Here is a 23,842-nt window from a genome sequence, read left to right as displayed (position 1 = left end):
GGCCAGAGCGTTCCCCGGCTCGTTTGAGCAAAACCCCAGGCACGGCACCTGGGAAATTGAGTTGCTTAAGTAGGGACTGACAGGGTTTTGCGCCGTTCCTTTTTTATGACCTTTGATCGCGTTATTGCCAAATCGCTGGTTGGATACGAAATAAATGCTAAGAAACGCTATACGGACAGGCTAAAATGCGCGCCCGGCTAACCGCTGATCCCTTTTCATGCGCCCCACAAGGTTCGCTACGTGATCGAGTTTCAAAACGTCCATAAAACCTACCGTGTCGACGGTAGGGATATCCCCGCGCTGCATCCCACCAGCCTGCGAGTCGAGAACGGCCAGGTGTTCGGCCTGATCGGCCATTCGGGTGCAGGTAAAAGCACGCTGTTGCGCTTGATCAACCGCCTGGAAGAACCCAGCGGCGGTCAGATCACGGTCGATGGCGAAGAAGTCACCGCCCTGGACGCCAACGGCCTGCGTCGTTTCCGTCAGCAGGTCGGCATGATCTTCCAGCACTTCAACCTGCTGGCTTCCAAGACCGTCGCCGACAACGTGGCGCTGCCACTGACCCTGGCCGGCGAAATGTCGCGCAAGGCAATCGACCAACGGGTGGCAGAACTGCTCGCTCGCGTGGGCCTGTCCGACCACGCCAAGAAGTACCCCGCGCAACTCTCCGGCGGCCAAAAGCAACGCGTCGGCATCGCCCGCGCCCTGGCAACCAAGCCGAAGATCCTGCTGTGCGACGAAGCCACCAGCGCCCTCGACCCGCAGACCACCGCGTCGGTCCTGCAATTGCTGGCCGAAATCAATCGCGAGTTGAAACTGACCATCGTGCTGATCACCCATGAAATGGATGTGATCCGTCGCGTATGCGACCAAGTCGCCGTGATGGACGCCGGTGTGATCGTCGAGCAGGGGTCGGTGGCGGATGTGTTCCTGCACCCTAAGCACCCGACCACCAAGCGTTTTGTGCAGGAAGCCGACCAAATCGACGAAAGCGAACAGCGCGATGACTTCGCTCACGTGCCTGGCCGTATCGTGCGCCTGACATTCCAGGGCGAAGCGACTTACGCGCCATTGTTGGGTACCGTCGCGCGCGAGACGGGAGTGGACTACAGCATCCTTGCCGGTCGTATCGATCGCATCAAAGACATTCCCTACGGGCAACTGACTCTGGCCATCACCGGCGGTGATATGGAAGCAGCTTTCGCCCGCTTCACCGCAGCCGACGTGCATATGGAGGTCCTGCGTTAATGGACGTGTTACTGCATTACTTCGATAAGGTGGATTGGGCCGACATTTGGGTCGCCACCGGTGACACCATGCTGATGCTCAGCACTTCACTGCTGTTCACCGTGCTGGTCGGCCTGCCGCTCGGCATCCTGCTCTTCTTGTTCAGCCCACGTCAGTTGCTGGAGCAGAAAGCCACCTACGGCGTTCTGGCGTTTATCGTCAACGCTATACGCTCACTCCCGTTTATCATTCTGCTGATTGTGATGATTCCTACAACGATCTTTATCACCGGCACATCCCTGGGAGTGGCCGGCGCTATTCCGCCGTTGGTGGTAGGCGCCTCGACGTTCTTCGCGCGGCTGGTGGAAACGGCTCTGCGCGAAGTGGATCGCGGCATCATCGAAGCTACGCAAGCCATGGGTGCCACTACTCGGCAGATCATCGTCAAGGCACTTTTGCCCGAGGCGAAGCCTGGCATCATTGCCGCAATCACCGTGACCGCCATTGCACTGGTGGGCTATACCGCCATGGCCGGCGTGGTCGGTGCCGGCGGGTTGGGCGACCTGGCGATCCGCTATGGATACCAGCGTTTCCAGGACGACGTCATGGTCGTCACCGTCATCATGTTGATTGTGCTGGTGCAGATTCTGCAAACCATCGGCGACAAGCTGGTGACACACTATTCTCGAAAATAACGGCCATTGCCGGCCAACTGCCGGCAGATGCCCGAATAAGGAGCTTGCTGGATGAAAAAACTACTGGTTGCTTTCGCCGCCGTTGCCGCGTTTTCCGCTCACGCGGCCGAGACCCTCACCGTCGCGGCCTCGCCGGTGCCCCACGCGGAAATCCTCGAATTCGTGAAGCCGGCCCTGGCTAAAGAAGGCGTGGACCTCGAGGTCAAGGTGTTCACCGATTACGTGCAGCCCAACGTACAAGTGGCCGAGAAGCGCCTGGACGCCAACTTCTTCCAGCACCAACCGTACCTCGATGAGTTCAACAAGACCAAGGGCACTCACTTGGTAAGCGTGGGCGGGGTACACCTGGAGCCCCTGGGTGCTTACTCCAGCAAGTACAAAAAAATGGACGAGCTGCCAAGCGGCGCCAACGTCGTGATCCCTAACGACGCCACCAACGGCGGCCGCGCCCTGCTGCTTCTGGCCAACAACGGCCTGATCACCCTGAAGGACCCAACCAACATCCTGTCGACCATCAAAGACATTACCGCCAACCCGAAAAACCTGAAGTTCCGCGAACTGGAAGCCGCCACCCTGCCACGCGTATTGACCCAGGTCGACCTGGCGCTGATCAACACCAACTACGCCCTGGAAGCCAAGCTGGACCCTGCCAAGGACGCCCTGTTGATCGAAGGCAGCGACTCGCCGTATGTGAACATCCTAGTCACCCGCGAAGACAACAAGGACGCGGACGCCGTGAAGAAACTGATCGCCGCGCTGCATACCCCTGAGGTGAAGCAATTCATCGAAGAAAAATACAAAGGTGCGATCAAGCCGGCTTTCTGATCCTGAAGAAACAAACTGATCCCCAGTCCACTGGCGATCGACAATCTGGGAGGGGGCTTGCTCCCGATAGCAGTGCTTCAGTCGGCATCTACATCGACTGGCACCTGCTATCGGGGGCAAGCCCCCTCCCACATTAGGTTTGTGCAAGATTCGAATGTGCCAATCGACGACCAACCGTAGTGCCTCTGACATCGGCAACCTGATGGGCTTGCATCTCAATTCAGCATTACGGCGTGAACTCGATCCCTCAGGCAACACAAAGCCCCCTCCCAAATTAGGTTTGTGCAAGACTCGAATGTGCCAATCGACGACCAACCGTAGTGCCTCTGACATCGGCAACCTGATGGGCTTGCATCTCAATTCAGCATTACGGCGTGAACTCGATCCCAATCAACAGCAGACGCTGGCCCCGACCCCTCAGGCAACACAAAGCAAATGTGGGAGGGGGCAAGCCCCCTCCCACATTTTTTGTGTCGGCTACTACTGACGCTGTAACAACCCTGGTAATTGCGCCACCAGCTTCTGGTTGTTCAACGGCGCGCGGATAAAACCACGTTGCGTTCCGTCCGGGCCGATCAGCGCGAGGTTACCGCTGTGATCGACGGTGTAGTTCGGCTTGCTGGTATCGGCCGGGATGAACGGGATACTCACGGCGTTCGAGACCTTTTGCACCTCAGCCACATTTGCGCCGGTCAAACCCTGGAATTGCGGATCGAAATAGCCCAGGTACTGCTTGAGCTGGGTCGGAGTGTCGCGGTTGGGGTCGACACTCACCAGGATCACCTGAAGCTTATCCACAACGTCCTTGGGCAGTTCGCTCTTGATCTGGCGCAGTTGAGCAAGGGTGGTAGGGCAAATGTCCGGGCAGAAGGTGTAGCCGAAGAACAGCAGGCTCCACTTACCCTTCAATTCATTGATCACCACCGGCTGGCCGTCCTGATTGGTCATGGTCACCGGCGGCAGCGCGCGGCTTTGCGGCAGCAGGATGATGCCGGCGTCGATCAGCGCGGTGGGGTCGCCCTGGCCTTTGCCGTTGAGCACTTTGTTAACGGTCAGGCCCATGATCAACGCGACGATGGCCACCAGGATAAAGACGGTTTTTTGAGTTCGAGTCATAGGTTCAACAGTAAGTAGTGGTCTACGAGCAGCGCGATAAACAGTAGGAACAGGTACCAGATAGAGTACTTGAAGGTGTTGATCGCCGCGTGCGGCCGACCGCCACGGTACAACACCCAGGCCCATTGCAGAAAGCGCGCACCCAAGACCAGCGCGCAACCCAGGTAGAGCGGGCCGCTCATGTGGATCACGTAGGGCATCAGGCTCACTGCCAGTAGGGCGAAGGTATAAAGCAGAATATGCACCTTGGTGTAATGCTCGCCGTGGGTTACCGGCAGCATCGGAATATCGGCCTTGGCGTACTCCTCTTTGCGGTGAATGGCCAAAGCCCAGAAGTGTGGCGGGGTCCAGGCGAAGATAACCAGCACCAGCAGCAGCGGTTCGGCGCTGACATGCCCAGTGACGGCAACCCAGCCCAGTAGCGGTGGCGCCGCTCCGGCCAAACCGCCGATAACGATATTCTGCGGCGTAGCGCGCTTGAGAAACCCGGTATAGATCACCGCATACCCCAACAACGATGCCAAGGTCAGCCATGCCGCCAGCGGATTGGTGAACGCCAGCAGCAGCGTCAGCCCAGCCACTGACAACACCAACGCAAAGGCCAGGGCGGCCACAGGCTGCACGCGCCCCTGGGCCAACGGGCGCTTATGGGTGCGAGCCATCACAGCGTCGATCCGCCGGTCCACCACGTGGTTGATCGCCGCCGCGCCGCCTGCACACAGAGCGATCCCCAGATTGCCGAAAATCAGCACCGTCCACGGCACGCCAGCGCGGGTCGCGAGAAACATACCGACCAGGGAAGTGATCAACATCAGCACCACCACTTTCGGCTTGGTCAGCTCCAGATAGTCGCGCCAGAGCGCCTGGTCGTGCCGCGCGCCGGTCAAGGTCGCCATGGCATTTCTCCTTTAAGGGTGGTCAGGCCCGATATCTGTTTGCGCGGGATAAAGCGCCAGCCGAACGGCCGCTGACTGCGCACCCGTACCAGGCTGGTACGCGCGTGGTAATTGACCAGCACCAGCGTCAGCAACAACCCGGCGCCACCGGCGTTATGGGCCACGGCCACCGGCAGCGGCAGATGGAAATACACATTGCTCAAGCCCAGGCCGATTTGCGCGGCCAAGGCAATCAGCAACAGGCCCGCCAGTCGCGTCATGCCCACCGCGCGCAGTTGCCAGGCCAAACCGAGCAGGGCCAAGGTGACGATGACCGCGCCCAAGCGGTGGGTCAGGTGAATCGCCGTACGCGCCTCGCTGTCGAGCTGCCCGCCCAGGTAGTTCGGGCCGATATGTTGGGTCAGGTGAAAACCGTTGGCAAAGTCCGCCGCCGGCCACCATTGACCGTGGCAGGTGGGCAGGTCGATACAGGCCACGGCCGCATAGTTGGAACTTACCCAGCCGCCCAGCGCGATCTGGCCGATCACCAGCACCAGCCCGGCCGTGGCCCAATACTGCAGGCGCTTCGGCACGATCAACGCCGGTAACACTCCCGACAAACGCAGGGTCAGCAAAAACAGCAGGCTCAGGGTGGCAAAGCCGCCCAGCAAGTGCCCTGTGACCACTTGCGGCCACAGCTTCAATGTCACCGTCCACATACCAAACGCCGCCTGGGCGAATACCACGGCGAGCAGAAACAGCGGCAACTTCACCGGCTGTCCGGGATCGCGCCGATGGCTCCAGCACCGCGCCGCCAACACGCCGATCAGCAGCCCCAAGGTGCCGGCGAAGTAGCGATGGATCATCTCGCTCCAGCCTTTGTCGGCCTCCACCGGCGTGTCGGGAAAATGCAATTCGGCATGGGCCAGTTGGGCTTCACTGTTGGGCACCCCAATAAAACCGTAGCAACCGGGCCAATCCGGGCAGCCGAGACCGGCGTGGGTCAGGCGGGTATAGGCACCCAGCAGCACGACGATCAGCGCCAGCAGGGTGGCAAACAACGCGAGGCGAAATCCAGGTTTGGCCATGACGATGCCCTTATCCGATGTTGGACAGTTTCAACAGATGACGCAGGTCGTTGAGCAGATCCTTGCCCTTGACCGTGGCGTCATAGCGCAGCACCAGGTTGCCGTGGGGATCGACGATCCAAAGCTGCGCGTCCCCCGGCGCAGCGGCGTTTTTGCCGAAGGTCGACAGGTCCAGCGCGTAGCGTTGCAACTGGGGGTATTCGGCCTTGAGCTTGGCGTCATAGTCAGTGCTCAAAGGTTGCGCGCTGGCCAGGGCATGACTGGCGCGCGAAGCATCGCGGCCCAGGCCAATCTGCAGTTGCCGCGCCAGGTACACCAGTTGCTGGCAGTCGGCGGCGCAGGCCGTGGGTGCCGTAACCAGCAGTTGCCAGCGCTGCTCGTCGGCCTGCACGCCGATGTCGGCGCGGGTCTGACCATCACCAATCAGCTCGCCGTGATAGCTGCGACTGTCAGGCACCCAGAACTGCAGCTTGTACATGAGTGTGGCCAACACCATCGGGCCGATGACCATCAGCAGAATCAGGATCAACTGCCAGCGGCCTTTGCGACGGTCGGGCAGCTCAGACATGTTGGGTGGATTCATGGCCGCTCTCATGGGGCTTCTCCTTTTTTGTGTGGTGCCATCCGAGATAGAGATAAAGCGCCAGCAACGCCAAGACCATGGCGAACCACTGCACGGCATACGCCAGGTGTTTTTCCGGGCCCATGGCCACGACCGGCCAGCGGGTTTCGTACGTGCCCGGGCCGGGTTCGGCGCGCAACTCGTAGGCATACCCGCTGCGACCCAGCTCGGCCCACAACGCGGAGGGGTGCAGCGCGGTGAGCAAGCGCGGCCAATTGGACGCCACCGAGTCGGCCTGCAATTGGAAGGTTTCGCCCGGCGCCACGTACACCCAGGCGTCGAGATTCACCGGTTGTTCAGGGGTGGTGAAGGCCGGCGGGGTGCGCCGGTCCGGCCAGGGCAGCCAGCCGCGATTGAGCAACAGCCACAGACCGCTGGCCTGGTCATGGAAGGGTTGCAGCAGCTCGACACCGGCCTTGCCATCGCGCATGCGGTTGTCGAGCAGTACGCTGTGCTCGGCATCGAACTGCCCGCGCAGGTGAACCCGACGAAACGCAGGGTCTGCGAGCGCCGCGAGCTGGTCACCATGGATCGGTTCGGCCGCACGGCGCTCGGCATAGCTGTCCACCAGCACCTGCTTTTCCTGGCCGCGAGACAGCTGCCAGCATCCCAGCCCCACCATCAGCGGCAGCAGCACAAGCACTACCACCGTCGGCGCAATACCGGGACGAAAGCGCTGCCAGGCACTGGCTATACTGGATTTCATCGCCCCTCCCCTCGAAAGCCCAGGAGCCGCACCATGCTCAAAGCAGCCATTGCCCTGATGCTGATCGCGACCATCGTGAGCCTGTTCAGTGGCTTGTTCTTTCTGGTCAAGGACGAGGGCCACTCCAACCGCCTCGTCACTGCCCTGACCGTGCGCGTGGTCCTGGCCGTGATCACCCTCGGCTTGATTACCTGGGGCTTTTTCAGCGGCCAGCTGGTGTCGCACGCGCCGTGGTGAAACGCCCTACAGCACGTAAACGAAGAAAAACAGGCCGATCCATACAACATCCACAAAGTGCCAATACCAACTGGCCGCTTCGAAGCCGAACTGGTGCTCGGCATTGAAATGCCCGCGCAGGATGCGCATCAGCATCACAAACAGAATGATCGTGCCGATGGTCACGTGGGCGCCGTGAAAACCGGTGAGCATAAAGAAGGTCGCGCCATACACGCCCGAGCCCAAAGTCAGACCCAGCTCTTTATAGGCGTGGATATATTCCTCAGCCTGGAACCCCAGGAACGCCAAGCCCAGCAGCACGGTGATCGCCAGCCAGAGTTTCAGAGCACCGCGATGGCCTTTACGCAGGGCATGGTGGGCAATGGTGATGGTCACGCTGGAACTGACCAGCAAAATCGTATTGACCAACGGTAAGCCCCACGGGCTGATGGTGCCCTCCGGCGCTGGATAGAGTTTCGGGTCCGGGTTGTTGAGCAACGGCCAGGCAAACTCGAAGTTCGGCCACAGCATGTGTGCAATGCCCTTAGGACCTTCGCCCGCCAACGCCGGACCGGACACATGCCGCACATAAAACAGCGCACCGAAGAACGCGATAAAGAACATCACTTCGGAAAAGATGAACCAACTCATGCCCCAGCGGAACGAGCGGTCCATCTGCGAACTGTACAAACCGGCGCGACTTTCCTTGATCACCGCGCCGAACCAGCCGAACAGCATGTAGGCCAACAGCAGGCCACCGACGAAAAAGATCCACGGCCCGTGGGATTCCGGGCGCGCGGCCTTGAGGTCGTTAAACCACAGGCCCAGGCCGTACACGGTGATCAACAGGCCGAACGTGGCAATTATTGGCCATTTGCTTTGCGCTGGTACGTAGTACGTATCATGAGTCGACATGTATTCGCTCTCCTGATTGAGCGGGCAAACAGTAGCTAGCCGCCGCTATGGGCAGCCACGGGCGGTTGGCGCGCAGTGATATCGAACAGCGTGTACGCCAGGGTCAAATGCTTTACATCCTTGGGCATGTCGCGATCGACAATGAAACGCACGGGCATTTCGATGCGCTCGCCAGGCTGCAGCACTTGCTGGGTGAAGCAAAAACACTCGGTTTTGTGGAAATACACCGCCGCTTCGGCCGGGGAAATGCTCGGAATCGCCTGGGCAGTCATTGGTTTATTGCTGGGGTTGTAGGCCACGAACAGCATCTCGTTGACCGCCCCAGGGTTAACCACCAGTTCATCGGCCTTGGAGCGAAACTCCCAGACCATGTCGATGGCATTGGTGGCCAGAAACTGCACGCGCACCTGGCGCGACGGGTCCACTACCTGCGAGCCCTCGTACTGCCCAGCGGTCTTGCCGTTGATGCCAAATGCCTTGCACATCACGTCGTAGATGGGCACCAGGGCGAACCCGAAGGCGAACATCGCCACCACCAGGATCAACAGCCGCGTGACCAGGCGCTTGAGGGGCACGGGGTCAGCCATGACGTCCACCTGCTGCGTCGCAAACCAGGGTGATGTCGGCTGGCATACCATCATCGGGGGCAAGCCCCCTCCCACAGGGGATTAGCGTCTTCATTTGACCTCCGGCGGCGTGGTGAAGGTGTGGTACGGCGCCGGCGATGGAATGCTCCATTCCAACCCTTCGGCGCCATCCCACGGTTTGGCCGGTGCCGGTGGGCCGCCACGGATGCACTTGATCACGATAAACAGGAAGAAGATTTGCGTGGCGCCGAACATAAACGCGCCGATCGACGAGACCATGTTGAAGTCGGCGAACTGCAGGTTGTAGTCCGGCACCCGCCGCGGCATGCCCGCCAGGCCCACGAAGTGCATCGGGAAGAACGCCATGTTCATGCCCACGAAAGACAGCCAGAAGTGCAGCTTGCCCAGGGTTTCGTCGTACATATGGCCGGTCCATTTCGGCAGCCAGTAGTACGCCGAGGCGAAGATGCCGAAGATCGCGCCGGGCACCAGTACGTAATGGAAGTGGGCCACCACGAAGTAGGTGTCGTGGTACTGGAAGTCCGCCGGCGCAATCGCCAGCATCAGGCCGGAGAAGCCGCCGATGGTGAACAGAATCACAAAGGCCACGGCAAACAGCATCGGCGTCTCGAAGGTCAGCGAGCCTTGCCACATGGTGCTGACCCAGTTGAACACCTTCACCCCCGTGGGCACGGCGATCAGCAACGTGGCGTACATAAAGAACAACTCGCCCACCAGCGGAATGCCCACCACGAACATGTGGTGCGCCCACACGATAAACGACAGAAACGCGATGCTCGCCGTGGCGTAGACCATCGAGGTGTAACCGAACAATGGCTTGCGCGAGAAGGTCGGGATGATCGAGCTGACGGCGCCGAAGGCCGGCAGGATCATGATGTACACCTCAGGGTGGCCGAAGAACCAAAACACATGCTGGAACAGCACCGGATCACCGCCACCGGCGGCACTGAAGAAGCTGGTACCGAAGTGGATATCCATCAGCATCATGGTCACGCAGCCGGCCAGCACCGGCATGACCGCGATCAGCAGGAACGCGGTGATCAACCAGGTCCACACGAACAGCGGCATCTTCATCAATGTCATGCCGGGCGCACGCAGGTTGAGGATGGTAGCGACCACGTTGATCGCACCCATGATCGAACTGATGCCCATCAGGTGAATGGCGAAGATGAAGAACGTCACGCTTTCCGGCGCATAGGTCGTGGAGAGCGGCGCGTAGAAGGTCCAGCCGAAATTCGGCCCACCGCCTGGCGTGAACAAGGTCGACACCAACAACAGGAACGCCGCCGGCAACAGCCAGAAACTGAAGTTATTCATGCGCGGCAGGGCCATGTCGGGGGCGCCGATCATTAGCGGAATCATCCAGTTGGCCAGGCCGACAAATGCCGGCATCACCGCGCCGAACACCATGATCAGGCCGTGCATGGTGGTCATCTGGTTGAAGAATGCGGGTTCCACAATTTGCAAACCCGGTTGGAACAACTCGGCGCGAATCACCATGGCGAAGGAGCCGCCCAACAAGAACATGGTGAAGGCAAACCACAGGTACATCGTGCCGATGTCTTTATGGTTGGTGGTCAGCACCCAGCGCATCAAACCTTTGGCGGGGCCGTGGGCATGGTCACTGGCGTGGCCATGGTCATCGATCACAGCGCTCATGGCCGTTCTCCTGCAAACGAAGGGGCGGGGCGGTTCAGGGCATTTGCAATGAAAGGAGTCATTTGCTTTCCGCCTGCTTGATGGCCAACACGTCTTTAGGCGTGACCATGTCGCCTTTGTTGTTGCCCCAGGCGTTGCGCTCGTAAGTCACTACGGCGGCGATATCAACTTCCGAGAGCTGCTTGCCGAACGCGGCCATCGCGGTTCCCGGCTTACCGTGATACACGATGCTCAGGTGATCGGCCGCAGGCCCCGTGGCGATCTTCGAGCCCTTGAGCGCCGGGAACATCGGCGGCAGGCCCTGGCCCTCGGCCTGGTGGCAGGCCACACAGGTGGTGTGATAGACCTTGTCGCCACGAGCCACCAGCTCGTCGAAGGTCCACTCTTTGGATGTCAGCTCCTTAAGCTTGGCGGCTTCGGCCTTGCGCTCGCCCAGCCAGGTGTCGTAGTCGGCCTTGGACTTGACCTCCACCACGATGGGCATGAAGCCGTGGTCCTTGCCGCACAGCTCGGCGCATTGGCCACGGTAGAGGCCGGGCTTCTCGACACGGGTCCAGGCTTCGTTGACGAACCCCGGAATGGCATCGCGCTTGACCGCGAAGGCCGGCACCCACCAAGAGTGGATCACGTCGGCGGCCGTCACCAGAAAGCGCACCTTGGCGCCCACCGGCAGCACCAGCGGCTGGTCGACTTCCAGCAGATAATGCTCGCCCTTGGTGGCCTGGTTACGGATCTGTTCGGCGGGTGTGGCCAGGTTGCTGAAGAACTCCACATCCTGGCCCAGGTATTTGTAGTGCCACTTCCACTGATAGCCGGTGACTTGGATATCGATATCCGATTCACTGCTGTCGTAGATATTGATCAGGGTCTTGGTGGCCGGGATGGCCATCGCGATCAGGATCAGCAGAGGGACCACGGTCCAGAGGATTTCCACGGTGGTGCTCTCGTGGAACTTGGCGGCGACCTGCCCGGTGGAGCGGCGGTGGACCATCATCGACCAGAACATGGCGCCGAACACGACGATGCCGATCACCACACAGATCCAGAAAATGGTCATATGCAGGTCGAACACAGCGTGACTGACTTCTGTCGCCCCTGGCGCCATATTCGTTGTCCAGGCGGCGTGCGCCTGGCCGAATACCGACCACAACAGGAGGCCCATCCAAACGTGTGGATGTCGCATCATTGCGGGTTCCCCTTATCGTTCTTGTTATCCCGCCGGTTTGCACCTGCGTCGAAGGGAGCGGCTTCCATACTGCTTACAACCGCTTAGCCTTGCCTGCTTATGCAGTCTGGCGTCATCAGCTAATCGCGTACAAATCCGAGTATAGACAGGGTCTGCAACCCCGCAATGTGTAGGGGCAAATGAGCCGAAAAGGCTGGGTGGAAACCCAATGGAAGCGGGGGGCGGAATCGTTTTTCCGACGAACGATGGCTATCCGATATAACGCCTGCGTATAACCGTGAAATAATTATGACAAATGCATCTGAGGCTCTCGTATAAACGAGCTACCTTATGCTCTTTCTTCTTATGCCTGCACTACTGGAGCGTTCATGAACACCGCCGCATTGCGCGAGCAGATTTCCCGTGCCCATCAACACGAGACCGAAACGGGCCAGCTGGGTTGCCAGCTGGAAAAACAATTGCCGCACCTGCATTCGGCCATTTCCCTGGCTGACGGTGATCACGTCGCCATCATGACCCGCTTTGTCACTGCCTACATCGACCTCGTGCCGGACCTGCTGGATGCGGCCAACGAGGTGGCGCGCGAGGCCGGTATCGAAAGTCAGATCAAACCCGTCCTGAAGATCGCCGAGCATTTTTTCCTGCAACCGCCCGCTTTGCTGCAAGGCCACGAAGGGCTCGACGGTCTGCTGGATGAAGCGTACCTGGCCCATCGTCTGGTTGAAGAGGTCAACGACTTGTATATCAAGCACTTTGGCCAGCCATTGATTCCGGTGGATATCACCGTCGCCAACGTGATCGCCCATCAGTTGATCGGCGAGGCATTCGCCAACCAGCTGGATGAAGCCGTACACCACGCCGTGGATGAAATGCTCAACGAGGACAGCTTTGCGCTGGAGTCTGTGGAGACCTATCGCGAGCAGCTCAAAAGCCCGGAAACGGAAGCCGCGTGGAAGCGCTGGCCGTGCCTGTCGCGCCAGTTGGGTGTTGAGCTGGAGCTGGATCAGCCGGCTTGAACTTTCAATCTAATGCGGGAGGGTGGTAACCCTCTCCCGCATTTGATCCGGCTCCGTCAGCCGATAGAGGGTGCCGAACCGATCCCCGTCGTCGTCCTGATTCGGCCTTCGAGCCTGCGCTTCAACCCCCGCGCCTCAATCACCAACTTCGACCCTTTGGCCGCATTTGCCCGGCCCCATTCTTCCAGCAACTCCAGGCAGGAATGGTCGATGTAGCTCAGGTTGTTAAGCGGCACATGCACCGTGGTGCCGGTAGGCACGGTCGACAGCACTTGAGTCAGCGCCGGGACTTTGAGAAATGTCGCCGCGCCAATCAACCGCAGTTCCATCTCGCCGTCCTGAGGCAGATCGATCAGGCTGACTTTCAAGCGCGACGCTTTGAACGCCAGCTTGACCAGGGTCAGCCCGAAGCCCACCAGCACACCCGTCAGCAAGTCAGTGAAGATGATTGCCAGCGCTGTGGCGGCATAGGTGAACATCGGCATCCGTCCGTAGCGTCCCAGCGCCTTGAACGCCTTGACGTCCACCAGCTTGATCCCGGTGTACACCAGCACACCCGCCAGGCTTGCGACCGGAATGCTTTGCAGCACACTCGACAGCAGCAGCACAAAACCCAACAGCCACACGCCGTGGAACATCGCTGACAGCCGCGTGGTAGCGCCTGCTTGGACGTTGGCCGAACTGCGCACAATCACACCGGTCATCGGCAGGGCGCCCACCAGACCACACAGCATGTTGCCTACACCTTGGGCAGATAATTCCTTATCAAAATCGGAACGTTGACCACTGTGCATGCGATCCACAGCCGCCGCGGAGAGCAGGGTTTCGGCGCTGGCAATGAAAGCAACGGCGAACGCGGCGATCAGCAGTTGGGGGTCAGCCAGGTTGAGCAGGTCGCTGGGGCGCAGCCAGTCGATGGCATCGGCGAGGTTCTCCGGCACCTCCACCCGCTTGACCTGCAGCGCCAGCACCAGGCTGGTGACCGTCGCCAGGCCAACACCGAGCAAGGCTCCCGGCACGAATCGTAGTGACTGCGGGCGCAGTTTGTCCCACAGGTACATCACCAGCATGGTGGACAAACCAAGCAGTCCCGCTTGCCAGCCGAGGCCACCGCCAAGGGTGGGGATCGCCTCGGCCAGCGCGGCCGGGAAGCCCGCCAGGTTATCCAGCCCTGAAGGCTTGGGCGCGGCGTCGAGCATCACATGGACCTGCGACAGCACAATCAGCACGCCAATCCCCGCCAGCATGCCGTAGACCACCGCCGGTGCGGTCACACGAAACCAGCAGCCCAGGCGCAATCGTCCGGCCACCAGTTGCAGGAAACCCGCCAGCAGCAGGATAGGCCCGAGCATCAGCATGCCGTGCTGGCGCACCAACTCGAACACCAGCACTGCCAAACCCGCCGCCGGACCGCTGACTTGCAACGGCGACCCCGCCAGCCAGCCCACCACCAGGCCACCGATGATGCCGGTGATCAGGCCTTTGGCCGGCGGCATGCCGGACGCAATGGCGATGCCCATGCACAGGGGCAGGGCGACCAGAAACACAACCACCGAAGCGAGCAGCTCCCGTGGCAGTACAGCTTTCAATTGAGCAGCACGCATGATGGCTCTCCCGAGGCATTCGCCGGGCGCGGTAAAGCCTGGCTGCGTCCATGGCAGCCACCGCTTTACCCGGCAGGGAAGTGTTTTAGAAGCGCGCTTTAGGCGTCGCGCAAGGGATAGGTCCGGAACCGCTCAACGGTCGGAACGCTGATTGCTCCGCGTCGTACGCGCGAATTTCACTGGTCTCGATGTTGTAAATCCAGCCGTGGATAAACAATTGACCGTTGGCCATGCGCGAAGCCACCGAAGGGTGGGTGCGCAAATGCTGCAACTGGGCGATGACGTTTTCTTCGGTCAGCACCTTCATGCTCTCGCCTTCATTGGCGCAGTCGCAGTTGTCATGAACCATGGCCTTGGCGACCTCGGCGTGCCGCAGCCAGGCCCTGACCGTGGGCATTTTCTCCAAGCTGTCGGGGTTGAGCACCGCGCGCATGGCGCCGCAATCGGAATGCCCGCAGACGATGATGTGCTGTACACCCAGGGCAAGCACCGCGTACTCGATCGCCGTGGAAACACCGCCGTTCATCTGCCCGTAAGGGGGCACCACATTACCGACGTTACGGGTAACGAACAGGTCGCCGGGCGAGCTTTGGGTGATTAATTCAGGGACGATGCGCGAGTCTGCGCAGGTGATGAACATCGCTCTTGGGCTCTGGGCCGTGGCGAGTTTCTTGAAGAGTTCTTCCTGCTGAGGGAAGACGTCGTGATGGAAATGCAAAAAACCGTCAACGATATGTTGCAACGCTGCATCGGCGGATTCTGCCACCTGAGGGGCTGATGCCGACGCAGCCAACGGCTGTTTATCCTTGTCACTCATGATTCATCCTCTTAATTAATGCAGGGGAGTTTTCAGGTCAGTTCGACGCCTGGCTAGTGGAATAGTTGTAAACCGCCACGGACTCCAGGGCCGACTCATCAGTCACTCGCTGAACAAGGTAACCATCGAAACTTAACTCAAACTGAATGAACCGCTCTAGATCGCGGGTTTCAGTGATGTCAAAACGCGACTATTCCTACAGGAATGGTGCATTCTTCCTAGCCAGTCTACAACAATGCCATTTGTCGGCCAGGTGGACAGAACGCCTCGCAATCCAGATTGAAGCCTTCCCGACGATTCAGACCCAAACGCTTGATCGCTTTGCTGAAGCGCTGGGCCAGTAGATCGGCAAACGGCCCTTCACCACGCATGCGCACGCCGAAACGGCTGTCATACACCTCTCCGCCGCGCACCTGGCGCACCAGGCTCATCACATGGGCCGCACGCTGCGGATAATGCGCCGCCAGCCATTCTTCGAACAGCGGCGCCACCTCCAACGGCAAGCGCAGCATCATGTAGGCCGCGCTCTGGGCCCCGGCGGCATGGGCTTCGCTCAGCAGGCTTTCCAGCTCGCTGTCATTGATCATCGGGATCATCGGCGAACACAGCACGCCCACCGGGATCCCCGCCTCACGCATCACCCGAATCGCTCGCAGACGCGCCTTGGGCGCCGCCGTGCGTGGCTCCAGGATGCGCTTGAGCTCATCGTCCAGGCTGGTGAGGCTGATCATCACCGCCACCAGACGCTGGCGCGCCAACTCGGTGAGCAAGTCCAGATCGCGCAGGATCAGCGAGCCCTTGGTGATGATAGTCACCGGGTGCCGGTATCGCAGCAGCACTTCCAGGATCTGTCGGGTGATGCGGTGCTCGCGCTCGATGGGTTGGTAGGGATCGGTGTTGGAACCGAGGTTGATCGGCGCACACACATAGCCCGGTTTCGACAGCTGCTGCTCCAGCACCTGGGCGGCATTGTGCTTGGCGATCAGGCGGGTTTCGAAATCCAGCCCTGGGGACATGTCCCAATAGGCATGGCTGGGCCGCGCGTAGCAGTAGATACAGCCGTGCTCGCAGCCACGATAAGGGTTGATCGAGCGGTCGAACGGCAAGTCTGGTGAGTTGTTGCGCGTGATGATGGTCTTGGCCATCTCGATACGCACTTCGGTGCCCTGGGTCGGCGGTACTTCCTGATGCCAACCGTCATCCTCGACCACGCTGACCGTAGGCGCAAAGCGGTTGTGCAGGTTGGTGGCCGTGCCCCGGCCCCGGGGTGGCAGCGCAGTCGACATAAGAACGCCTCGATACTGTTTTTATATACAGTATCGAGGCGCAGGGTGTCTGACCAGTGCCGTTTGGCGGTCAATGCAAGATCAGTGCTTTTTCGTCACTTGCCCCAGGTCATCGCCGGAGGTGGTGCGCATGTCGTCTTTGCGCAGGTCCGCCACGTCGCTGGCCTTGACTGGCCCACCTTGGTTGCCCCAACTGCCGCGGATAAAGCTCACCACATCCGCCACTTCCTGGTCCGACAGACGCCAGGCGAACGCCGGCATGGTGAAGGTGGACGGTGCCGCGTGGGTGGCCGGTAATGTGCCGCCGTTCAACACGATGTTGATCAGCGACGTCGCATCCGCCGTCTGCAACACCGGGTTGCCCGCCAGCGCCGGGAACACCCGCGTATAACCATGCCCGTCGGTACGGTGGCAGGCCGCGCAGTTGTCGATATACACCGACGCACCCCGCTGGCTGTCGTCGCCTTTCCACAGGGCTTGCGCCACCTGCTTGTCGTACTGGTGCGGCTGATCCTTGGGATCCACCGCCGGTAGACTCTTGAGGTACCGGGCGATAGCGGTCAGGTCGTCTTGCGACAGGTATTGCATGCTATGCACAACCACATCGCTCATGCCGCCAAACACCGCGCTGCGGTCACTGCGACCGGTCTTGAGGAATTGCACCAGTTGCTCTTCGCTCCAGCTGCCGAGCCCGTCCTTGTGGTCGCCGCGCAGGCTTTTGGCGATCCAACCTTCCAACGGCGCACTGCCGGACAGAAACGCGCTGCCGTCCTGAGCACTCAGGGCTTTTTCCTGCATGGTCAGGGCGCGCGGCGTATGGCATGCGCCACAGTGGCCAAGGCCCTCCACCAGATAGGCGCCGCGACTGATCACCGGGTCGGCCCCCGCTGCAGCCTGATAATCCTCAACGGCCGGCGCAAACATCCAGCGCCACGCCGTCAACGGCCAGCGCATGCTCAAGGGCCAGGGAATGTCGCTGTCCTTGTTCGCTTGGGCGACCGGTTCGACGCCTTTCATGAAATACGCGTACAACGCCTGCATATCGCTTTCGCTGACACGAGCGTAAGACGGATAGGGCATGGCTGGGTAAAGCGTACTACCGCTTTTGGCGACGCCATGGCGTACGGCCTTGTCGAAGTCCTCAAAGCTGTAATCACCCAGGCCGGTCTTGTCCGGGGTGATGTTGGTGGAATAGATCACACCGATGGGGGTTTCCATCGGCAGGCCACCGGCAAAGGGTTTGCCGCCCTTGGCGGTGTGGCAGGCCACGCAGTCACCGGCGCGGGCCAGGTACTCGCCTTGCTTGATCAGGTCGGTTTCAGCGGCGCTGATCGAGCAACTGCTGAGCAGCGCCAAGGTCGCGATAACAAATGCTTTCATGGTCATCGCTCCTTATGCCTGAACCAGCGGGCCGGGGTTTTTCAGGTACTGCTCGCGGATCGCTCGGGCCGACCAGTAGGTCAGCGCCGCCACCAGGCCGGTAGGGTTGTAACCCAAGCCTTGTGGGAAAGCGGATGCGCCCGGGACAAACACGTTGTGCACATCCCAGGACTGCAGGTAGCGGTTGACCGCGCTGGTTTTCGGGTCGGTGCCCATGATCGCGCCACCGTTGAGGTGGGTGGTCTGGTAGGACGCGGTATTGAAGTGCTCACCGACCTTCTTGCCCAGCAGAGCGATCGCCTTGGGGTTCATGGCCTGCGCCACCTTGCCCATTTTCTCGACCATGAAGCGGTTCATTTTGATGTCGTTTTCCTGCCAGTCGAATGTCATCCGCAGCAGTGGCAGGCCGTAGGCATCGCGGTATACCGGGTCCAGATCCAGGTAGTTGCCCCGGTAGGATTGATGAGCGCCGTGGGCGTCCATTGACACCTGATGGGTGTAGTAATCGGCGGTGGCGCGCTTCCATGCACTGCCCCAGGCTGGGGTGCCCGGCGGGTTGGACGTACCTGCAATCGGCCGGCTGCCGGCCTGGTTGACCCACATCGGCGAACCGCCCACAAAGCCGTGGGGGCCGTGGTCGAAGTTGTCGGCGTTGAAGTCATCAATGGCCACGCCGTTGCCGCCGGCACCGATGAAATTGTTGGTGTGGGTGTCCTTGTCAAAGAACGCTTTGATGGTGGCCATGTTCTGGTAAGCGAAGTTCTTGCCGACCACGCCTTCGCCGCTGATCGGGTCGTAGGGCTTGCCGATACCCGATAACAGCATCAAACGCACGTTATGGAACTGGAACGCACCGAGGATCACCAGGTCCGCCGGTTGCTCGCACTCGCGGCCCTGGCCGTCGATGTAGGTCACGCCGGTGGCCTTGCGCTTAGTGCTGTCGAGGTTGACCTTGAGTACGTGAGAATTGGGCCGCAGTTCGAAATTCGGCACCTGCCGCAGGGCCGGCAGGATGTTCACGTTCGGCGACGCCTTGGAGTACATGTAGCACACGTAGCCACTGCAGAAACCGCAGAAGTTGCACGGCCCCATTTGCGCACCGTAGGGGTTGGTATAAGGCCCCGAGGTGTTGGCCGACGGCAGGTTGTAGGGCTTGTAACCTACCTCTGTAGCGGCTTTCTGAAACAGCTGTGCAGAGACGGTATTTTTCTGCGCTTGCAGGGGGAACGGGTTGGAGCGGTCCGGCGCATAAGGGTTGCCGCCGCGCCCTTCGCCCACCAATTGACCTTTGACGGTCCAGGCCTGGCCGGAGGTGCCGAAGACTTTTTCCGCATAGTCGAAGAACGGCTCCAGCTCTTCATAGCTGACGCCGAAGTCCTGGATGGTCATGTCCTTTGGAATGAAGTGCTTGCCGTAGCGCTCTTCGTAGTGGCTGCGCATGCGCAGCTCGATTGGGTCGACGCGAAAATGCACGCCCGACCAGTGCAAGCCCGCACCGCCCACGCCATTACCGGGCAAGAATGCACCGAGCTGCCGATTGGGCAAGGCCACGTCATTCACACTATGGCGAATGGTTACGGTCTCTTTGGAAATGTCCTGGAAGAGTTTTTTACGCACGCTGTAGGTCAGTTCGTCGATGACCTGGGGATAGTTGCCGTCGGGGTAGGTGTCCTGCATCGGGCCGCGCTCCAGCGCAACCACGTTCAGGCCCGCTTCCGTCAGTTCCTTGGCCATGATCGCGCCGGTCCAGCCAAAGCCTACGATCACTGCATCGACTTTCTTCATGATGGTCGCCACGCTTATGCCCTCTCGCCGCGGATGGAAACTGCCGGGAAGGGGTATTGCTCGTTGCGTTCCACCCAATCCATAAAGTCGGCGCGCGCGCCGGGGAAACCGATCAGTGTCCAGCCGACCATGCCTTTATTGCCCCCGTGAATCGGGTCGCAGAAAAACCCTTCTTTGGTGTTCTGCAGTAACAGGTTGAAGAACATCTTCGCCGGCACCGCCTCGAAATGGGCCGACACCTCGCCGCCGGCTTCAAGACGACGCAGCATATCGTCCTGGGTAGCGCTGTCTTGAGCGGCAAAGGCTTTGCCATTGAATGCCTTCGACCAGGCATCGGTCGCGGCAATGCCCAGGCGGTAAATCTCTTGGGGCACCAACTTGCTCTGCCAGCCCATCTCTGGGGCGGCATCGGCGTTGAATGGCCCCTGCATGTACCACAACGCCCCACTGGCATAGGGCGTGTTCATCTGACGGTCGATGTACTCCGGCGCACCCGCTTCAAGGGCGCCGGGACCTTGGGCATCGGCAGGGATCAAGCGCGCGACGGCAGCCTGGATAAACGCCCATTCCTCAGCCGTGAAATAGCTGGGTTCGTAGGCTTTTTCGCTAACCGCTGGCTTGGCCGCGCTGGCCTGCGCCGGCTCAGGCGTGGCCATCAGCATCGAACCACCCAGGCCGGTACTGGCAACCGTGACCACCGGGATCAAGGTCAAGGATTTGCGTAAAAAGTCACGCCGGGGGTTGTCTTGATCTTGATCAGACATGGAGCACCTCATCATGTGGTCACGGATTGAACAGCCGCTTCTGGCGAGCGGCTTGAGCGTCTACAGGGCAATTGGATCCAACTGTTTCAGAGAGATAGAACACAGCTGACATGAATAGTTACGAATGATAGCAGGCTAAGCATCGAGGAAAATCGATTCAGCTGAAAATCACCGGCCACAAAGCCCGCCAAATCACGCTTCTTTGACGACCGACTCACACGGCATTGACCCGACGTCACCCAATCTGAAAGCCATTAGCTCCTTTCGGTTACGTCGACCATGTTGAAACACGCCTTATTTGCGGCTCTCTGCCTCACGCTCGTCAGCCTGTTCGCCACTACCCCCGTGCAGGCCGATGAGATCATCACTTCCGTGCGCTCACCCGAATGGGCGCAACCGATTGATACCCACTACAACTTGCACCAGATGACCCCCACGTTGTACCGCAGTGGCTTACCGGATAGCGGCGCGCTGCCATTGTTGGAAAAGCTGAAGATCGGCACGGTGATCAATTTCCTACCGGAATCCGATGCCACTTGGCTTAAAACAGCCGATATCAAGCAAGTGCAACTGACTTATCGCACCAATCACGTTGATGATTCGGACGTACTGGCGGCGCTACGCGCCATTCAGCAAGCAGAGAGCAACGGCCCAGTGCTGATGCACTGCAAGCATGGTTCGGACCGTACGGGCTTGATGGCAGCGATGTACCGGGTAGTAATTCAAGGGTGGAGCAAAGAAGACGCGCTGAACGAAATGACCCTGGGTGGATTTGGCAACAGTAATGGTTTCAAGGACGGCGTTCGCTACATGATGCGGGCCGATGTCGGCAAATTGCGCACAGCCTTGGCAAACGGAGATTGCAGCACTAGCGCGTTTGCACTGTGTTCGATGAAGGATTGGATCTCCACCTCAAACAAGGAGGGAGCAGATGCAGTAGGGGCGGACGTGATCAAAACAATGCAGCCACGTGAATGACCGCATTGTCTTGAGGCTCTTTGCGAGCCCCCAGCTCCTAAATGATTGCGTGAGGTTTCTTCAGTCTTTTTTCAGCTTTGGGTTCGGAAAGAACTGCACCGCCTGCACCTTCGGATCCGGCACTTTCAGCGCCGAGGTATTGACCCGCGTACCCAGTTCCTTGGGCACCGACAAGCCTTGGTCATTGAGCGTGTCGGTATAGCCGCAGGCCACGCATTCGCGATGGGGCACGTTGTCCTCCGTCCACATTTTCAGCTTGTCCGGCTCGCTGCACGCCGGGCACACAGCCCCGGCGATAAATTGCTTTTTGGTGATTACAGGTCCTTGGCTCATGCTGCTTCCTCGCTCAAGCCGCTGTGACGCAAGAGAGCGTCAATGGAAGGCTCGCGGCCGCGGAAATCGACGAACAGCACCATCGGTGCCTGGGAACCGCCACGCGCCAGGATCGCATCACGGAACGCACGGCCGGTTTCAGCATTGAGCACGCCCTCTTCTTCGAACTTGGAGAAGGCATCCGCCGATAGCACTTCGGCCCATTTGTAGCTGTAGTACCCCGCCGCGTAACCACCGGCGAAGATGTGCGCAAAGCTGTTGGGGAACCGGTTGTAGGCCGGCGGGCGCATGACCGAAACCTCGTCGCGTACTCCTTCAAGCACCTGCGCCACGCTGCGACCATCGCCATGAGTGGCATGCAGTTCGAAGTCGAACAGCGAGAACTCCAGCTGCCGCACCATCATCAGGCCGGATTGGAAGTTCTTCGCCGCAAGCATTTTTTCCAGCAGGTCCTGGGGCAGCGGCTCGCCGGTTTCATAGTGGCCGGAGATCAGCGCCAGACCCTCGGGCTCCCAGCACCAGTTCTCCATGAACTGGCTCGGCAACTCCACCGCATCCCACGCCACACCGTTGATCCCGGAGACACCAGCGTGGTCGACACGGGTCAGCAGGTGGTGCAGGCCGTGACCGAATTCGTGGAACAACGTGGTGACTTCATCGTGGGTCAGCAGAGCAGGCTTGCCGCTGTCGGCCGGGGCGAAGTTGCACACCAGGTTGGCCACCGGGCTTTGCAGCACGCCATCGATGGTGCGACGACGGTCGCGCGCGCCGTCCATCCAGGCGCCGCCGCGCTTGTTGGCGCGGGCGTACAGGTCGAAAAAGAAGCGTCCGACGTGCTGGCCGTTTTCCTTGATTTCGAACAGGCGAACGTCCGGGTGCCAGGTGTCGAAACCCTTTTGCTCGGCGATCTCAATGCCATACAAGCGCTGCACGATGGCGAACAGGCCGCTCAGCACTTTGTCGATCGGGAAGTAGGCGCGCAGGGCTTCCTGGGACACGCTGTAGCGCTGCTCGCGCAGTTTTTCGCCGTAGTAACCGCTGTCCCAGCTCTGCAAATCGGCACAGCCCTGTTCGGCGGCGTAGGCTCTCAGCTGCTCCAGGTCCTGAGCGGCAAACGGCTTACTGCGCTTGGCCAGGTCACGTAGGAAGCTCAGCACTTGGTCGCTGGACTCGGCCATTTTGGTGGCCAGGCTCAGTTCGGAGAACGAGGCGTAGCCCAGCAGGCTGGCCAGTTCCTGACGCAGGTCGAGAATCTGTTCCATCACCGGGCCGTTATCGTTCTGACCGGCATTCGGGCCTTGGTCCGACGCACGGGTGCAGTAGGCTGCGTAGATTTCCTCACGCAGGGCGCGGTCCTGGGCGTAGGTCATCACCGCGTAGTAGCTAGGGAATTCCAGGGTGATCAGCCAACCTTCGAGGCCCACTGCCTGTGCGGCGGCGGCCATCTGCGCCTTGGCCGAGTCAGTCAGGCCGGCGAGGATAGCTTCATCGGTGACGTGCTTGGTCCAGGCCTGGGTGGCGTCGAGCAGTTGGTTGGAAAACTTGCTGCCCAGCTCGGAGAGTTTGCTTTGCACTTCGGCATAACGTTTCTGCTGCTCGGGCGGTAAATCGATACCCGACAGGCGGAAGTCGCGCAGGGAGTGTTCGAGGATGGTTTTTTGCGCCACATCGAAGCCAGCGGCTTCCGGGCTATTGGCCAAGGCTTCGAAGGCCTGGAACAACTCGCGGTTCTGGCCCATTTCGGTGGAATAAGCACTCAGTGCCGGCAGGCACGCCTCGTAGGCTTCACGCAATTCAGCGCTGTTACACACGGCGTTGAGGTGGCTCACCGGGCTCCAGGCCGCGCCCAGGCGATCATTGAGTTCATCCATGGCCAGGACCAAGCCGGCCCATGTCGGATTTTTCCCCTGGCTTTGCAGGATGCCTTCGATGGCAACGCGGCTGTCGGCGAGGATCTGTTCAATGGCCGGCTGAACGTGCTCGGCACGGATCGCCGAGAACGGCGGCAGGTCGTAGGGCTGCAGAAGAGGGTTGTTCGCGCTCACGGTGGGTACCTTGGCTGGAGAAACATGTAAGAACAAAGATGGGGCCATCTTAATTACAATCAATGCCCACCGCAGCTATCAGCAAAAGAGAGAGAA

Annotated in this window: 23 protein-coding genes; 6 read left to right on the top strand and 17 right to left on the bottom strand. The window is 60.2% G+C overall.

The window, feature by feature from the left end:
- Window positions 1-240 precede the first annotated feature (240 nt).
- The 3 genes from ABX75_RS17165 to ABX75_RS17155 are packed head-to-tail and all read left to right on the top strand — an operon-like array spanning window position 241 to window position 2,747.
- Complete coding sequence (locus ABX75_RS17165) at window positions 241-1,248, top strand: methionine ABC transporter ATP-binding protein (protein ID WP_034136349.1); 1,008 nt, start codon at window positions 241-243, stop codon at window positions 1,246-1,248.
- Window positions 1,248-1,922, top strand: coding sequence for a methionine ABC transporter permease (locus tag ABX75_RS17160; protein ID WP_034101701.1), 675 nt, complete (start codon window positions 1,248-1,250; stop codon window positions 1,920-1,922). The genes ABX75_RS17165 and ABX75_RS17160 overlap by 1 nt, the downstream gene beginning before the upstream one ends.
- Window positions 1,923-1,973: 51 nt before the next feature.
- Window positions 1,974-2,747, top strand: a complete 774-nt coding sequence (locus tag ABX75_RS17155; protein WP_047882318.1) for a MetQ/NlpA family ABC transporter substrate-binding protein — start codon at window positions 1,974-1,976, stop codon at window positions 2,745-2,747.
- A 480-nt stretch (window positions 2,748-3,227) separates the two neighbouring features.
- Here the strand turns inward: ABX75_RS17155 and ABX75_RS17150 are convergent, their stop codons facing one another.
- Genes ABX75_RS17150 through ABX75_RS17130 form a run of 5 tightly spaced genes read right to left on the bottom strand, consistent with a single transcriptional unit; the run spans window position 3,228 to window position 7,154 of the window.
- A complete protein-coding gene (locus ABX75_RS17150; protein ID WP_034101699.1) occupies window positions 3,228-3,863 on the bottom strand; it encodes an SCO family protein in 636 nt (211 codons plus the stop codon).
- Window positions 3,860-4,759 (bottom strand): heme o synthase, encoded by a 900-nt coding sequence (cyoE, locus tag ABX75_RS17145; protein ID WP_047882317.1) that lies wholly within the window; start codon window positions 4,757-4,759, stop codon window positions 3,860-3,862. The genes ABX75_RS17150 and cyoE overlap by 4 nt, the downstream gene beginning before the upstream one ends.
- The gene (locus ABX75_RS17140) at window positions 4,747-5,826 is read right to left on the bottom strand and encodes a heme A synthase (RefSeq protein ID WP_034101696.1); all 1,080 of its coding nucleotides are present in this window, start codon (window positions 5,824-5,826) and stop codon (window positions 4,747-4,749) included. Before ABX75_RS17140 ends, cyoE begins: the two co-directional genes overlap by 13 nt.
- A 10-nt stretch (window positions 5,827-5,836) precedes the next feature.
- Entirely contained in the window at window positions 5,837-6,421 is a 585-nt protein-coding gene (locus ABX75_RS17135; protein WP_034101695.1) for a hypothetical protein, read from the bottom strand.
- A complete protein-coding gene (locus tag ABX75_RS17130) occupies window positions 6,387-7,154 on the bottom strand; it encodes an SURF1 family protein (RefSeq protein ID WP_047882316.1) in 768 nt (255 codons plus the stop codon). Before ABX75_RS17130 ends, ABX75_RS17135 begins: the two co-directional genes overlap by 35 nt.
- Before the next feature lie 33 nt (window positions 7,155-7,187).
- Here ABX75_RS17130 and ABX75_RS17125 point away from each other — a divergent pair, with 33 nt between their 5' ends.
- Window positions 7,188-7,391, top strand: coding sequence for a twin transmembrane helix small protein (locus tag ABX75_RS17125; protein WP_047882315.1), 204 nt, complete (start codon window positions 7,188-7,190; stop codon window positions 7,389-7,391).
- Between the two features lie 6 nt (window positions 7,392-7,397).
- Here ABX75_RS17125 and ABX75_RS17120 read toward each other — a convergent pair whose 3' ends face one another.
- From ABX75_RS17120 to coxB, 4 genes are all read right to left on the bottom strand, one after another.
- Window positions 7,398-8,285 (bottom strand): cytochrome c oxidase subunit 3, encoded by an 888-nt coding sequence (locus ABX75_RS17120; RefSeq protein WP_034101692.1) that lies wholly within the window; start codon window positions 8,283-8,285, stop codon window positions 7,398-7,400.
- Window positions 8,286-8,320: 35 nt separating this feature from the next.
- A complete protein-coding gene (locus ABX75_RS17115) occupies window positions 8,321-8,872 on the bottom strand; it encodes a cytochrome c oxidase assembly protein (protein WP_047882314.1) in 552 nt (183 codons plus the stop codon).
- A gap of 90 nt (window positions 8,873-8,962) precedes the next feature.
- Entirely contained in the window at window positions 8,963-10,552 is a 1,590-nt protein-coding gene (gene ctaD, locus ABX75_RS17110; protein WP_034101690.1) for a cytochrome c oxidase subunit I, read from the bottom strand.
- A 58-nt stretch (window positions 10,553-10,610) separates the two neighbouring features.
- Window positions 10,611-11,738 (bottom strand): cytochrome c oxidase subunit II, encoded by a 1,128-nt coding sequence (gene coxB, locus ABX75_RS17105; RefSeq protein WP_047882313.1) that lies wholly within the window; start codon window positions 11,736-11,738, stop codon window positions 10,611-10,613.
- A gap of 368 nt (window positions 11,739-12,106) precedes the next feature.
- Here coxB and ABX75_RS17100 point away from each other — a divergent pair, with 368 nt between their 5' ends.
- On the top strand, window positions 12,107-12,754 hold the full coding sequence (locus ABX75_RS17100; protein WP_034101686.1) for a hypothetical protein: 648 nt from the start codon (window positions 12,107-12,109) through the stop codon (window positions 12,752-12,754).
- Between the two features lie 56 nt (window positions 12,755-12,810).
- Here the strand turns inward: ABX75_RS17100 and ABX75_RS17095 are convergent, their stop codons facing one another.
- The 6 genes from ABX75_RS17095 to ABX75_RS17070 all read right to left on the bottom strand — a co-directional run bounded on the left by ABX75_RS17095 (window position 12,811) and on the right by ABX75_RS17070 (window position 20,390).
- Window positions 12,811-14,358, bottom strand: a complete 1,548-nt coding sequence (locus tag ABX75_RS17095; RefSeq protein WP_034101685.1) for a SulP family inorganic anion transporter — start codon at window positions 14,356-14,358, stop codon at window positions 12,811-12,813.
- A gap of 85 nt (window positions 14,359-14,443) precedes the next feature.
- Complete coding sequence (locus ABX75_RS17090; RefSeq protein WP_034101684.1) at window positions 14,444-15,175, bottom strand: carbonic anhydrase; 732 nt, start codon at window positions 15,173-15,175, stop codon at window positions 14,444-14,446.
- Between the two features lie 227 nt (window positions 15,176-15,402).
- Window positions 15,403-16,461 carry a PA0069 family radical SAM protein gene (locus ABX75_RS17085; protein ID WP_047882312.1) on the bottom strand — a complete coding sequence of 353 codons (1,059 nt, stop codon included), beginning with the start codon at window positions 16,459-16,461 and terminating at the stop codon, window positions 15,403-15,405.
- Between the two features lie 81 nt (window positions 16,462-16,542).
- Entirely contained in the window at window positions 16,543-17,841 is a 1,299-nt protein-coding gene (locus ABX75_RS17080) for a cytochrome c (protein ID WP_047882311.1), read from the bottom strand.
- A gap of 12 nt (window positions 17,842-17,853) precedes the next feature.
- Complete coding sequence (locus tag ABX75_RS17075) at window positions 17,854-19,638, bottom strand: GMC family oxidoreductase (protein WP_034101680.1); 1,785 nt, start codon at window positions 19,636-19,638, stop codon at window positions 17,854-17,856.
- A 2-nt stretch (window positions 19,639-19,640) separates the two neighbouring features.
- Complete coding sequence (locus tag ABX75_RS17070; protein ID WP_047882310.1) at window positions 19,641-20,390, bottom strand: gluconate 2-dehydrogenase subunit 3 family protein; 750 nt, start codon at window positions 20,388-20,390, stop codon at window positions 19,641-19,643.
- A 279-nt stretch (window positions 20,391-20,669) separates the two neighbouring features.
- Here ABX75_RS17070 and ABX75_RS17065 point away from each other — a divergent pair, with 279 nt between their 5' ends.
- Window positions 20,670-21,368: a dual specificity protein phosphatase family protein gene (locus tag ABX75_RS17065; protein WP_047882309.1), complete on the top strand. Its 699-nt coding sequence runs from the start codon at window positions 20,670-20,672 to the stop codon at window positions 21,366-21,368.
- A 60-nt stretch (window positions 21,369-21,428) separates the two neighbouring features.
- Here ABX75_RS17065 and ABX75_RS17060 read toward each other — a convergent pair whose 3' ends face one another.
- Together ABX75_RS17060 and prlC are read right to left on the bottom strand one after the other, a co-directional pair.
- Window positions 21,429-21,701 carry a YheV family putative zinc ribbon protein gene (locus ABX75_RS17060; protein WP_034101676.1) on the bottom strand — a complete coding sequence of 91 codons (273 nt, stop codon included), beginning with the start codon at window positions 21,699-21,701 and terminating at the stop codon, window positions 21,429-21,431.
- Window positions 21,698-23,746, bottom strand: coding sequence for an oligopeptidase A (prlC, locus tag ABX75_RS17055; protein WP_034101675.1), 2,049 nt, complete (start codon window positions 23,744-23,746; stop codon window positions 21,698-21,700). Before prlC ends, ABX75_RS17060 begins: the two co-directional genes overlap by 4 nt.
- Window positions 23,747-23,842: the final 96 nt, after the last annotated feature.

Source organism: Pseudomonas sp. ARP3 (genome assembly GCF_001029595.1).
Classification (GTDB): domain Bacteria; phylum Pseudomonadota; class Gammaproteobacteria; order Pseudomonadales; family Pseudomonadaceae; genus Aquipseudomonas; species Aquipseudomonas rhodesiae.
This window is presented reverse-complemented; position numbering and strand designations above follow the sequence as displayed.

Coding starts and splice junctions, on each gene's coding strand:
- ABX75_RS17160 (WP_034101701.1), top strand. CDS start 1,248: ATGGACGTGTTACTGCATTACTTCGATAAGGTGGATTGGGCCGACATT.
- ABX75_RS17155 (WP_047882318.1), top strand. CDS start 1,974: ATGAAAAAACTACTGGTTGCTTTCGCCGCCGTTGCCGCGTTTTCCGCT.
- ABX75_RS17150 (WP_034101699.1), bottom strand. CDS start 3,863: ATGACTCGAACTCAAAAAACCGTCTTTATCCTGGTGGCCATCGTCGCG.
- cyoE (WP_047882317.1), bottom strand. CDS start 4,759: ATGGCGACCTTGACCGGCGCGCGGCACGACCAGGCGCTCTGGCGCGAC.
- ABX75_RS17140 (WP_034101696.1), bottom strand. CDS start 5,826: ATGGCCAAACCTGGATTTCGCCTCGCGTTGTTTGCCACCCTGCTGGCG.
- ABX75_RS17135 (WP_034101695.1), bottom strand. CDS start 6,421: ATGAGAGCGGCCATGAATCCACCCAACATGTCTGAGCTGCCCGACCGT.
- ABX75_RS17130 (WP_047882316.1), bottom strand. CDS start 7,154: ATGAAATCCAGTATAGCCAGTGCCTGGCAGCGCTTTCGTCCCGGTATT.
- ABX75_RS17125 (WP_047882315.1), top strand. CDS start 7,188: ATGCTCAAAGCAGCCATTGCCCTGATGCTGATCGCGACCATCGTGAGC.
- ABX75_RS17120 (WP_034101692.1), bottom strand. CDS start 8,285: ATGTCGACTCATGATACGTACTACGTACCAGCGCAAAGCAAATGGCCA.
- ABX75_RS17115 (WP_047882314.1), bottom strand. CDS start 8,872: ATGGCTGACCCCGTGCCCCTCAAGCGCCTGGTCACGCGGCTGTTGATC.
- ctaD (WP_034101690.1), bottom strand. CDS start 10,552: ATGAGCGCTGTGATCGATGACCATGGCCACGCCAGTGACCATGCCCAC.
- coxB (WP_047882313.1), bottom strand. CDS start 11,738: ATGATGCGACATCCACACGTTTGGATGGGCCTCCTGTTGTGGTCGGTA.
- ABX75_RS17100 (WP_034101686.1), top strand. CDS start 12,107: ATGAACACCGCCGCATTGCGCGAGCAGATTTCCCGTGCCCATCAACAC.
- ABX75_RS17095 (WP_034101685.1), bottom strand. CDS start 14,358: ATGCGTGCTGCTCAATTGAAAGCTGTACTGCCACGGGAGCTGCTCGCT.
- ABX75_RS17090 (WP_034101684.1), bottom strand. CDS start 15,175: ATGAGTGACAAGGATAAACAGCCGTTGGCTGCGTCGGCATCAGCCCCT.
- ABX75_RS17085 (WP_047882312.1), bottom strand. CDS start 16,461: ATGTCGACTGCGCTGCCACCCCGGGGCCGGGGCACGGCCACCAACCTG.
- ABX75_RS17080 (WP_047882311.1), bottom strand. CDS start 17,841: ATGAAAGCATTTGTTATCGCGACCTTGGCGCTGCTCAGCAGTTGCTCG.
- ABX75_RS17070 (WP_047882310.1), bottom strand. CDS start 20,390: ATGTCTGATCAAGATCAAGACAACCCCCGGCGTGACTTTTTACGCAAA.
- ABX75_RS17065 (WP_047882309.1), top strand. CDS start 20,670: ATGTTGAAACACGCCTTATTTGCGGCTCTCTGCCTCACGCTCGTCAGC.
- ABX75_RS17060 (WP_034101676.1), bottom strand. CDS start 21,701: ATGAGCCAAGGACCTGTAATCACCAAAAAGCAATTTATCGCCGGGGCT.